Origin of the sequence: Desulfobacula sp. (genome assembly GCF_030611305.1) — a bacterium.
Classification (GTDB): domain Bacteria; phylum Desulfobacterota; class Desulfobacteria; order Desulfobacterales; family Desulfobacteraceae; genus Desulfobacula.
The window spans coordinates 1-12,430 of the sequence record NZ_JAUWQB010000041.1 but is presented as its reverse complement, the minus strand read 5'-3'; the positions used below and the strand labels follow the sequence as shown (position 1 = coordinate 12,430).

10 protein-coding genes are annotated in these 12,430 nt (G+C 39.8%); 6 read left to right on the top strand and 4 right to left on the bottom strand.

Going from position 1 to position 12,430, the window contains the following annotated elements:
- Positions 1–295 precede the first annotated feature (295 nt).
- From QAI40_RS09500 to QAI40_RS09485, 4 genes are all read right to left on the bottom strand, one after another.
- Positions 296–1,882: a DNA primase family protein gene (locus QAI40_RS09500; protein ID WP_299980055.1), complete on the bottom strand. Its 1,587-nt coding sequence runs from the start codon at positions 1,880–1,882 to the stop codon at positions 296–298.
- A gap of 11 nt (positions 1,883–1,893) precedes the next feature.
- On the bottom strand, positions 1,894–2,085 hold the full coding sequence (locus tag QAI40_RS09495) for a helix-turn-helix transcriptional regulator (protein ID WP_299980052.1): 192 nt from the start codon (positions 2,083–2,085) through the stop codon (positions 1,894–1,896).
- Positions 2,086–2,286: 201 nt separating this feature from the next.
- Positions 2,287–2,862 carry a hypothetical protein gene (locus QAI40_RS09490; RefSeq protein ID WP_299980049.1) on the bottom strand — a complete coding sequence of 192 codons (576 nt, stop codon included), beginning with the start codon at positions 2,860–2,862 and terminating at the stop codon, positions 2,287–2,289.
- 8 nt (positions 2,863–2,870) lie between these two features.
- Complete coding sequence (locus tag QAI40_RS09485) at positions 2,871–4,121, bottom strand: tyrosine-type recombinase/integrase (protein ID WP_299980046.1); 1,251 nt, start codon at positions 4,119–4,121, stop codon at positions 2,871–2,873.
- A 409-nt stretch (positions 4,122–4,530) separates the two neighbouring features.
- On the opposite strand from QAI40_RS09485, the gene QAI40_RS09480 reads away from it, so the two are divergent.
- The 6 genes from QAI40_RS09480 to QAI40_RS09455 all read left to right on the top strand — a co-directional run.
- Complete coding sequence (locus QAI40_RS09480) at positions 4,531–6,042, top strand: sodium:proton antiporter (protein ID WP_299980043.1); 1,512 nt, start codon at positions 4,531–4,533, stop codon at positions 6,040–6,042.
- 49 nt (positions 6,043–6,091) lie between these two features.
- Positions 6,092–8,155: a PAS domain-containing sensor histidine kinase gene (locus QAI40_RS09475; RefSeq protein WP_299980040.1), complete on the top strand. Its 2,064-nt coding sequence runs from the start codon at positions 6,092–6,094 to the stop codon at positions 8,153–8,155.
- An 11-nt stretch (positions 8,156–8,166) separates the two neighbouring features.
- Positions 8,167–9,687 carry an ATP-binding response regulator gene (locus tag QAI40_RS09470; RefSeq protein WP_299980037.1) on the top strand — a complete coding sequence of 507 codons (1,521 nt, stop codon included), beginning with the start codon at positions 8,167–8,169 and terminating at the stop codon, positions 9,685–9,687.
- A gap of 32 nt (positions 9,688–9,719) precedes the next feature.
- Positions 9,720–10,112: a response regulator gene (locus QAI40_RS09465; protein ID WP_299980034.1), complete on the top strand. Its 393-nt coding sequence runs from the start codon at positions 9,720–9,722 to the stop codon at positions 10,110–10,112.
- Between the two features lie 33 nt (positions 10,113–10,145).
- Complete coding sequence (locus tag QAI40_RS09460; RefSeq protein ID WP_299980032.1) at positions 10,146–11,027, top strand: universal stress protein; 882 nt, start codon at positions 10,146–10,148, stop codon at positions 11,025–11,027.
- A gap of 233 nt (positions 11,028–11,260) precedes the next feature.
- Positions 11,261–12,430: NAD-binding protein (locus QAI40_RS09455; protein WP_304511606.1), on the top strand; the 1,170-nt coding region annotated here is incomplete at its 3' end.

Below are 12,430 nucleotides of genomic sequence, written 5' to 3'. Positions count from 1 at the left end.
CTATTTGAAACCATTTCCGTACCTTGCCCATTTAAAATACCCTGGAAAAACCCTGCAATACCCTGGAAAAACCCTAAGATAACTATATGAATTTATTATAAATAACCTCATTTTAGGGTATTCTTTGGGGTTTTTCCTCTATAATCATTAAATATATATATATTCATATTATTTTCTATATAGTTATCTTTTGTAATTTGTGCCTACTTTTACCCTAAATATACAATATATCTAATAATATCAGATAGTTGTCTTAGGGTATTTTTAGGGTTTTTATAGGGTTTTAGGGTTTTGTTCATTCTAATAACCCAACTTTTGTATAATAAATTTCTCCGCTGCTTTTTATTTGTGTAAATCTGCCGTCTATGTCATTGAGAAAATTTATTTTCATGAGCGGTCGAACGCCCACGTCATCACACCATGTTTTATATGCCTTGTATATTGCTGCCCGCCTGACCCGGTAAAGTTCACCAATGCAACAACATTCTTTCAAAAAATGCCCGATTAAATCTTCCTTTTGCTGATATTCCGACGTGGCATCATTCACCGATTTAGGTGGGTTCAGGCCGTCTCGTTGCCATAACAGACAGCCAGAAACCAGCCAAGCCAGTATCCCAGGGGCTTCTTTTTTTAGTTTTTCAGGCAAATCTTTATCAACTTTTAATTGATATTTGTCGTCCGGGTCTGGCCGGTCAACAAATGAATAAAGAAATGGAATCAAATGAATGCGCTGCCAAAGGGCCTGGTCATTTGCAGGGACCCGGGGCCGCTTATTGGTAATCAAAAGTAGTAAGTGACTTGGTTTAAATTCTATTTGCCTTTTGCCATATGGTGGCCTGGCTGATATCGTATCCCCCCCGACAAGCTCTTTCACCTTTGCCACGTCAAGGCGATCCTTCTCGTTTGTTTCAGATCCCCAGGCAAGCCTTGCGCCCCTGAGAGACATCAATTCGGCATCAGCGGCCCCGGACGTTTTAGTATTGCCCTGCATAAAAAAATTATGTGAAACCTTAAGGGCCAGCGGCCCCAAAACATATTTTAATGTTTCTAAAAGCGTCCCTTTTCCGTTCCGGCCTTTTGCGCCCCACAGGATGGGATAAATATGTTCCGTTGTTAAGCCGGTTATGCCATAGCCTAAAAGACGCTGAACGTAATCAATCACGTCTTTGTCTTGACCAAAAATATCGGACAAAAACTTTTTCCAGCTCGGGCATGGTGAATCAATCCCATCCCAGAAAATTGGGGAAACCGTCTTGATGTACTCCTCAGGTTTACCGGGTCTAAAAAGTCCTTCTTGTAAATCAATCACGCCATTTTGACAGACTAATAACATGAGGTGTTTGTCCCAACCAAGGCCGTTATATCCCAAAGAATTTTTGCCGCTACAGGAAAGGATTATAATATTTTTTTTCCAGTTTAAGGTTTGCAGTTGCGTTATTCTTTTTTGGAGAACTTCTGCTTTCTTTTGATGGTTTTCCGCTGCATCGGTTCGGCCATCTTCTTTGGCTTTATTCGCCAAAGCCAATTGACACAATTTTTCAGTACCATAGAGGTCTATTACTTCTTTTATGCGGCTTAAAATTGAATTTTCATAGTCCAGTTCCCAAAAATTCCCCGTATAAATATACCATTCTCTGGTGGTGTTATCGTGCAACGTTTTATCCTTCTGGCATTTTATAAATAGATATGAATCACCATCCTGATTCTGAAATAAAGCCTTTAACACCGTTTTGTTGCTTTTTGGCAAGACCGGAATAGGGATGATATTATTTTCATCTCCATTGACAGGAATATCATTTTTTGGTATATTAGATTTATTGATTTCGTTGTTTGTAAACCCGGTACTGGCCACCACGCCGCCGGGTTTTTCCTTTTTCATCATAGCGGCCACCTTTAAGCGCTACGTTCAATGGCTTTTGTCTCAAACCATGCCGCTACCTCTGATTCTAACCAACCCGATGAATTAGGGCCAAGAGCGACACGTTTCGGGAACAATCCGTCTTTTTCCCATCTCCAGATTGTTGTGTCTGATACGCCGATTAACTTAAAAAGTTCAGGCTTCCGGATAATTCTGTTTGTTTCCATTTTGTTTTCCCCTTTTAAAAAAATAACACAGGCTGTAAAAAAGTTTCTTGCAATACCTTGATACTACAATACAGGAAAAGAAAAGAGAGAGTCAAGAATATAGTTTGCTGTAACTTACTGTAATCAATGAAAAAAACCTAAAAACGGCTTTGACGTCAAAGGCATTTTTAGGCTTTTTTTAGTGCGGGAAAAAGAGATATTCTATTTGAAAAACTTTAGGTTGTTATCGTAAAGTTTTTTCATTTCAGGGCCGGTAAACTCCCCTTCTAAACGACCATAAGTAAAATTCCATAGGCGCGCAATAAGTTTAAAAATATCCACCGGCCTATACTGTTTTCTTCCGGACTTTTCGTTAATTTCTTCAACCACTGGCTTTATTAAATTGAATAAAATTACCACTTTCCGGCCAACCATCGCTTTCCAAGTACCTGTTGGGAGGCGTTTTTTGGTATAAAGGTTATTTCGTTTTTTAATATAATTTTCTTTTCGTGCCAGTAGTTTTTCACGAAAACAATCATCTTCTATGTAATCATTCATCCAATCCGGTGCAGGGTTATTGATAATTGCGTTTAAAAAACCAATTTGTTTTTTATATTCGGCCAGGTATGGTTTATAATGATCGTGGAGAATTTTGTCATTTTCTCTTTCCATTCCCGGTCGCTCGAAAAGAGTTTTTAAAAGTTCCGTTCTCGATAATCCATTTTCAATAAGCTCTTTAAACATCAAGCCGCTTTTTCCGGGCGCTTCTAAAACTTCATCCAATACGTCTTTTTTCATGTTTTCCCTCAACTATTCGAAACTCGATATAAGTTTAAATCAATTATTTCCTTGCCCGCTTTTGGTTCAGGGTTTACTAAGTCCAGGATATGGTTTTCCCATAAAATAAGTGCTGCCCGTCGTTCTGGTTTATATGCTGCCCGGTTATAGACTCCAAGGACACCTTGAAGTTTATGGGATAAAATTTTTTCAGCAACGATATCTGAAACCTTCAGGTCGGCCAACCCAGTCCGGCATGTTCTTCTTAAATCATGTGGGGTGAATTTTTCTATTTTAAGGTCATCCAAGTGGCGAACCACTGCCCGAGAAATCGCCCTGACTGGAAGGTGTTTGTTTTTTTTCAAATTTGACCGGAAAACAAACCGGCTTTTCCCTGAATAGAACTTTGCCTGTTCGATAATTTCAACAACCAGAGGAGACAAAGGGACATCATGGGGCTTTGCTTTTTTACCCTTCATTCGTTCTGCCGGAATCTCCCACCATGTTCCGTCTTCTCTTTCCCTGATCTCCTTTAGCTCCATTCCGGCAACTTCACCCGGACGTTGGCCTGTCAGAAGGATCATTTTTAAGGCAAGTTTTGTTAATAGATAGGCATCAAATGGTTTTCGGTTTTCAAGGTCAAGAGCATGCCATAATAAAATTATTTCTTCATCCTTTAAAAACCTATCCCTGGTCTCTTCTTCTTCTCTCTCGATTCCAGTACAGGGGGAAATATTTATAATACCTCTTGTGGCTGCAAAATTAAAAAGTTTGTTCATTGCGGTATGGAGTCTATTCCTTGTGATAGGGGCACGTTCTGCCACCCGATCGAGTAAAAGGGAAACATCTCTTGTCTCAATGGTTGAAACTTTACGATCCTTCCAAGGTTTTAAATCTTTTTCTAATAACCTTTTGGTGTTATTCCCACTCTTTAAACCAGAAAGTTTTTTATCATATAATTCCTGAATCAGTTTTTCGATCGTGGGAGTTTTAGAATATTTTTGTTTTTTTTGTTGGTGAGTTACGCCCGGGTCAATGTTATTTTGTACACTGACCGTGGCTTCTTGGGCCTTTAAACGGGCATTTTCTAAAGAAAGGGCAGGAAACTCACCCAGTGTTAAGCGCCTTGTTCTGCCTTCAAAATAGTATTTAAAAAACCAAGACTTTTTCTTTCCTATCCTGATCCCTAAACCAACTTTGCCGCCTTTCCCTTTGTCCCAAAGTTCAACGCGTTTGGTCGGATTTGATTTTGCTTGTTTGATAACCACATCTGTAAGCATTTTTAAAAACCTCCCCAAAAGGTGTCCTTGGATTCTTTAAGACGCCTTTTAATTATGTTTATAGGTATTAAAAACTGGGTCATAAACTGGGTCATAAAATAGCCCTTATTGAGATAAAACAGCATGAAACACTATGTGATAAATAATAGGCTCTTTTTATAATAGTGTCAAGGGTTTTTGCTATAAAATGGCATGAGATAAAATGGGGTGAAAAAGGATGGTATTTGTCTGGGGGACAAGTGGTCGCAAGTTCAAATCTTGCCGTCCCGACCACACCACTTTAAGCCTCCTTTTTCGCCTTGACTTTCTGATTTAAATCAAATAATCAAATAATCAAATTAGCATGGATTGAGCAAACAGACATTCAAAGGTTGCGTTACAGCCCAAATAACCAGGAGGGAACGAATCGATGAAATTGGACAGGCTGGCATTGTTAATATTATTGTTGATTTTATTTATTTCTTTAGCACCCGCTGCTGCCAAAGATCATTCTGATGAAAAAACTTATAACACACTTGAAGCTATTGACCATTCTGAAGCCGTTTCAGACCACGCACAGGACAAGGGTGCACATGGTCATGTGAATTTAGGGGAGATGCTGCCGCTGTATAGCTGTATTCCCTTTGCATTTATGTTGTTATCCATTGCCTTGCTGCCGCTGATCGCAGAAAATTTCTGGCACCATCATTTTGGTAAGATTTCCGCATTCTGGGCAGCCTGTCTTGCGATTCCCTTTGTCTATGTTTATAAAGGCATTGCAGTTTATGAAATTATTCACATTATTCTGGCAGACTATGTCCCCTTTATTATTCTTTTATGGGCGTTGTTTACGATTTCCGGCGGTATTTTGCTGAAAGGGACATTAAGAGGAACTCCCGTTGTCAACACGATTATCATCCTGATCGGTACCATCCTTGCGTCCTGGATGGGGACCACAGGGGCTGCCATGCTCTTGATCCGACCATTGTTGCGGGCAAACGAGCATCGAAAGAATAAAACCTTTATGGTGGTATTTTTTATTTTCCTGGTAGCCAATATTGGTGGATCTTTGACACCTCTTGGTGATCCGCCGTTGTTTTTGGGATTTCTTCATGGCGTCAGTTTTTTCTGGACCTTTAATATTTTACCGCATATGCTTGTCACATGCATTATTCTGCTGGCAATTTATTTTATCCTTGACTCATATTATTATAAAAAAGAAGGGGTAACGGCCCCGGATGATGGAGAGAAAAAGCCCTTGCGCCTGGTGGGAACCTATAATTTTATTTTTCTTGGGGGTGTGGTGGGGTCTGTCCTAATGAGCGGAATAGTGGATTTGGGAGAAGTTTCAACTTTAGGTGTTCACAGGGCCGTTCAGGACTGGCTCAGGGACGGCCTTCTCATCGTTTTTGGGATCGGTTCTTTTATGGTTACACCAAAGGCACTTAAAGAGGAAAATGAATTTTCATGGTTCCCGATAATAGAAGTTGCCTATCTGTTTATCGGAATTTTCATTACCATGGTTCCCTGCCTGTTATTGCTTAAAGCAGGGCCGAACGGTGCGTTTGCATTTCTTATCAACGCTGTAAAAGAACCGGTTCACTACTTTTGGGCGACCGGGATTTTATCGGCTTTCCTGGATAATGCGCCCACCTATCTGACCTTTTTTAATACAGCCCTTGGCAGTTTTTATGCCGGTATGGCGGAAAGCCAAGCTGTTCCCTTGTTAATGACGGAGAATGCAATTTATCTTAAGGCCATTTCAACGGGAGCTGTCTTTTTTGGTGCCTGTAGTTATATCGGTAATGCACCCAATTTTATGGTTCGATCCATAGCGTCAGAAGCAGGAACACCAATGCCCAGCTTTTTTGGATATATCTTGAAATATTCTTTGGTCTTTTTAATTCCGACCTTTGTTATTGTAACCTTTATTTTCTTTTAATATACTGGTTTTAGAGGAGTTGATGCCTTGAAGAGGAGTAACGCAGCCAATGAATATTGATCTGAAAGGATTAAAGATAGCCATAATCGGCGGAAACAGTCCGTGTAAACAAATCCTTGAAATATTGCTGGGGCCTGGATTAAAAGAGCTGGACATTCAGGTTCTGGTGGTTGCAGATACCCTGATACAGGCCAAAGGAATCAAATATGCTCAGGAGAAGGGCGTGTTTACAACCATGAATTATGATGAAGTTTGCAACCTTTCCGGTATGGATGTCATTTTAAAATTAAAAAATGATGAAATATTGACTTGCATGCTGGAAAAAGTGAATACGGAACATGTCAGCATTATCGATCTTGATGCCTACCGGGCCATGTCATTTTTAAATTTTTTAAAATCAGAAGAAGAAAGATTACAGATTAAAAGAAAAATTCAATCAAACAAGATTGACAAGTTAGAAATAGTAGATCTTTTTGATCGATTTACCACAGTGATTCAGGAAAATGCTGAGGAAGAAAATAAATACCTGAAAACTGAAAGAGAAGACCTGCTTGAGGTGGAAAAAGAAATATCCCAAATTATTCAGGGCAGTATAATTCCGACCTTTATTATTAATAATGAACATATTCTTACCCATTGGAACCGGGCCTGTGAAGACCTTACAGGCCATAATGCCTATGAACTGGTGGGAACAGACCGGCAGTGGGTGCCTTTCAGGTCGGCAAAAAGGCCGACCATGGCAGATGTCATTGTGAGTGAAATGTCTGAAGAGGAGGTATCAAACTATTATGGTTCCTCCTGGAAAAAATCAGGCTTAATTAATGCAGCGTATGAAGCGGAAGAGTTTTTCCCTCATATGGGTAAAGAGGGCAAATGGATTTTTTTCACAGCCGCGCCCATTAAATCTCCGGACGGCAGAATAATGGGAGCCATCGAGACATTAAAAGATATTACAGAAGATAAAAAAACACATGAAGAGCTGGAATTACAGGACAAGGAGCTTTCCACACTTCATGATAAGTATAAAAAATCAGAGGAAAAATATCGGTCTTTGTTTAATAATAATCCAAGCCCAATTTTTATTATTGACCGACAAACCCTTGAGATCCTGGATGTGAATCACCGTGTGGAAGAAGAGTATGGATATACAAAAACAGAACTTTTAGGAACGCCTTTCCTTGACATTGGAGATACATCCGATGAAACAATTAAAGAAGGTCTGGAAGGGCTTGCGGAAAACAACTCCATATTGTTTACTAAGAGAAAGCATTTTAAAAAAGACAAGATTTCTTTTTTTGTAACGATTAAGGTTGTAAATGCGAGATATAGTCACAGGGATGTTTTGATCGCATCAGCAACTAATACCACTGAAAGTGTTGAAAAAGAAACCCAGCTGATTCAGGCTGGAAAATTAGCTACCTTGGGCACCATGGCAGCCGGTATGGCCCATGAAATCAACCAGCCGTTGAATGTGATACAGATCTGCGCAGATCTGATCCTGAAGATGATAAAAAAGGGTCACAATATTCCCGATGATGAGCTGATCATCATGGCCAATGATATTATTGATAATGTTGCGAGAGCTGCCGGTGTTATTAAGCATGTCAGGGATTTTGCCAGACAATCTGAAAGGGATCTTAAAAAATTAGTGATTAATGACCCCATCAATGATGTATTCAAGGTTCTTGGGCATCAGTTGATGGTCCATTCCATTAAAGTCAACCTTGATCTTGATCCGCAAATTTCTGAAATCAGGGCTGAGCATAATCGCTTGGAGCAGGTATTTATCAATCTTGTAACCAATGCCATTGATTCCATGGATGAAAAAGCTAAAAAAGAAGATGCTTCAGTTGAGAAAATATTGAATATCAAAACATATGCTGAAGGCGGCTGGGTTGTGGCAGAAGTATCTGATACAGGGCTCGGTATGACGGATGAGGTGAAAAGAAAGATATTTGAACCTTTTTTTACTACAAAAAAAACCGGTAAGGGGACCGGGCTTGGAATCAGTATCAGTTTTGGAATCATAAAAGATTACAGCGGAACCATTGATATAATAACTGAGTATGGTGAAGGTGCCACTTTTATAATCAAGTTCCCGGCAATTGAATAGGGACATAAATTATGTCAGCCAATAAGATATTAATTGTTGATGATGAAGAAATTATTGTCAAACTGCTTTCCATGTCTCTTCGAAGTGATGGGTATGAGACGGTTACAGCCTACAGCGGTGAGCAGGGACTTGAAGTTTTTAAAACTGAATCACCCGACATCGTGGTCACTGATATAAAAATGCCGGGAATGGATGGTCTTGAGCTGTTAAAAAAGATTAAGGAGATTGATTCCGAAAAAGAAGTGATCATTGTAACAGGGCATGGAGATATTGATTCAACCATCACAGCATTGCAGTATGGCGCCAGCGATTTTATCAATAAACCTGTCAGGGATGAAGCTCTTGCCATTGCCCTTGAAAGAGCAAAAGCAAAGATTTCTATCAGAGAAAAACTTAAAGAATATACCGAAAACCTGGAACTTAAGATTGCAGAGGCCACTGAAGAGATCCGGAGAAAATCAAATTTTCAACGGCTTTTAATTAAAAGTTCCAACGATGCTATTGTTGCCTTTGATCATGACTGGAAAGTAGTTGTGTACAACTCTGAAGCTGTAACGATGTTTGGCGAAGCCGCAAAAGATGTCAGAAATAAAATGACCATTGATGACCTGTATACGCCAAAAATTGCCCAAATTTTTAAAAATCAGGCCAAAGAGGAAAAACGACAGAACACGTTTCCATGGAGAGAAAATATAATAAACACCAAAGACGGCAGACAAATCCCGGTTCGGTATACAAGTAATGCGTTGTATGAAAAAGGTGAATTTGTCGGGACTGTCAATTTTTTTCAGGACTTAACGGAAATAAAAAGGCTTGAAAAGGAACTGGTTCAGTCGGAACGGTTGGCTGCTGTAGGACAGACAGTAAGTGGCCTTGCCCATTATGTAAAGAATATTCTTATCGGGCTTCAAGGTGGCAGTTATGTCGTTGATGTGGGAATTGCCAAAAATAATACGGAGAAATTAAAAACAGGGTGGGGAACCATAAAGAGAAATATCAAAAGAGTGGGGGACTTGACTCAGGACCTTTTGACCTACTCAAAGCAGAGGAAACCGGAATTTGAAGCCTGTCTGCCCAATGATATTGCTGATGATGCCATTGAACTGGTAACAGATTTTGCAGGATCAAAAAATGTACTTATTTCAAAAGAATTTGACAGTGGCATTGGTGAAGTGGTGGCTGATCCGCAAACCATTCATCGTTCTCTGCTTAACCTGATCAACAATGCCATTGATGCCTGTCTTGAAGATGAAGATACTTCCAAAAAGCATGAAATAAAGGTGAAAACCTATATAGGTAAAGATAATCACTTTTGTTTGGAGGTTAAAGATAATGGCAGCGGTATGGATAAAAACACTCAAAAGCAGTTGTTTAACCCTATGTTCAGTTCTAAAGGGGGGAAGGGAACAGGTTTGGGACTTCTTGTTACAGGAAAGCTTATAGAAGAACACAATGGAGTGATTGAAATTAAAACTCGGCAGGGTATTGGCAGCACATTTACGATTAAACTTCCCTATGAAAAAGCAAATTAAGGTTGATATAAATTGACCAAGGAGGAGGAATTATGAGTAAAAAGGTTCTTGTGGTAGATGATGATCCAGATGTCAGGTCATTTGTTGTCACAGTTCTGGAAGAAAACCAGTATATGCCTTTGACCGCTCAAGATGGTATAGAAGGTTTTGAAATGATCGAAAAAGAAAGGCCTGATTTGGTGATTCTTGATGTACTGATGCCCAGAGGGAGCGGAATTCGATTGTATCGCCAGTTAAAAACAAATGAGAATCTGAAAAAAATACCTGTTATCATGTTTACTGGCATTGCCCTTCGATCTTTTTTGAAATCTCAAAAAGCGCTTGATGAATTTAAGGGAGGGGAAGTTCCTGAACCTGATATCTATCTGGAAAAACCGGTTACACCAGAAGAGTTAGTTGCGGCAATTAAGAAAAAACTTGATTAATCAATGGACATGAATATTGAGATTGGAGAAATTATGGAAATAAAAAAATTGCTTTTTGTTACAAAGTTTGAGGAACTTTGTTATGACGCGCTCAACTCTTTATTGGCCCTCAGAAATGCGGCACTGGAACATGTCATCTTTTTAAATGTAATTGAAAGAGACAAAGTTGCTATGAAAAGAGGGAGCGGGTATCTTAAGGAAGAAGAAGTTAAGTTAAAAGAAACTGCAAATATCAGGTTTATTGACTGGGCGGAAAATTTATTTGAAATGGGCATGGAAGTTGGTGCATATATAGAGGTTTCCAGCCTTATCCCTGAAATTTTAAAAGTTGTTAAAAAAGAGGCCCCTGATCTGATCGTGATTGGCCGTTCCCATAAAGGACCGCTGGAGCAGCTTTATGCCGGTTCTGATGTCAGTGAATTGATGCGGCGGACAGAAGTGCCGATTCTGGTTTTCAAGCACATGATGGAAGATAATATTGTGCCTGAAAAATTGTTTAAGCGGCCGTTATTTGCTACTAATTGGTCAGATACCGGTAAAAAGACGATTGAATATATCAAAGGCTTTAAAAATGTCATAGGTGAAATCCATATCATGCATGTGGTAAAGGAGAGCACCTTAAAAAGTCCGAATGCCCATGAAGTTCAGAAAGTTAGAAAGGTTGAAAGAAAACGGCTGGATGATCTTTGTGATGAGCTTGAAGATATGGGTATTAACGCCAGACCACATGTATATGTTGGTGATCCGCAAAAAGAAATTGAAAAAGCTGCAAAAGGATACCAGGCAAGTATGATCATTTTAGGTTCCAGTGAAAAAGCGGCAATTCTAGAGCGATGGACCGGGTCCATTTCAAAAAATATTGCCGATAAATCTGCTTTTCCCTGCCTTCTTATTCCTGGTAAAAAGAATATTTGAAGTATAGCTATAAAATAGCTTATATTCATAATATTTGATTGGTGTGTGTGAGCGAGCGAATTTGAAGACATCTCTCACGCTCACAACATCAATTGTCCCGAAAGATACCAAATGATAGTAGCGAAAGGTTTATCAACATGAAATTTCTTCCTGCCCAAATTCTTTACTTTACTCAAAGCAGAACAACTAAGAGGAACTTCAAGCTTTTATTCAAGTTCCTTTTGGCGTTGACAATGCTGGTGGTAATATACAGTGTTTTGTTTCATTTTATAATGCTTTTTGAAGAAAAGGAGTTCAGCTGGATTACCGGTTTCTATTGGACACTCACTGTGATGTCCACGCTTGGTTTCGGTGATATCACCTTTTCGAGTGATTTAGGCAAGGCTTTCACGATGCTGGTACTCATGTCCGGCATTCTTTTTCTGCTCGTCATGCTGCCCTTTACTTTTATTCAATTTTTTTATGCTCCATGGCTTGAAGCCCAGACAAGGGCCAAAACTCCGCGGGAATTGCCGGAAGGTACTAAAGGACATGTGATACTGACAAATTTTGATCCCATAACCATAAACCTCGTAGAAAAATTGAAAAAATATGATTATGACTATGCTATTATTGCCACTGATTTGCCACGCGCGTTAGAACTTTATGATTTAAACTACAAAGTGGTCGTGGGAGATCTGGGAGATATGGAAACATATAGACGTCTCCGCATACAAAATGCTGCCATGCTGATCGCCAACAACGACGATATGGTCAACACAAATATAGCCTTTACAGTCAGGGAAATTTCTGAAAAAATCCCCGTTGTTACTAATGCAGATGCGGACCATTCCATTGATATTCTACAACTTGCCGGCAGCACTTATGTTTTTCAGTTTATGAAGATGCTTGGAGAATCCCTGGCGAGAAGAACGCTTGGAATGAATATGGGGGCAAATGTTATAGGAAAATTTGATCACCTTCTCATTGCTGAAGCACCTGCAATGAGAACTCCACTTGAGGGGAAAACGCTCATTCAAAGCAAACTGCGAGAAAAAACCGGTGTAACGGTTGTCGGGCTTTGGGAGAGAGGCCGATTTACAATGCCACAGCCACAGACTCGAATCGCTTCCACCACTGTGCTCGTGCTTGCGGGCTCGGCTGAACAGCTCAAAAAATATGACGAGGTTTTCTCCATTTACCGTGTTTATCACACCACCGATGCTCCTGTTCTCATATTGGGTGGCGGCCGTGTCGGACATGCAGCGGCACAGATCTTGGAAGAGCGAAAGATTGTTTATAAGGTTGTGGAGAAGAATGCGAAACTTATTCAAAATAATAAGTATATTCAAGGAAATGCTGCCGATCTTGATACCTTGAATCGGGCCGGCATACGGGAAGCTTCATCTGTCATTATTACCACT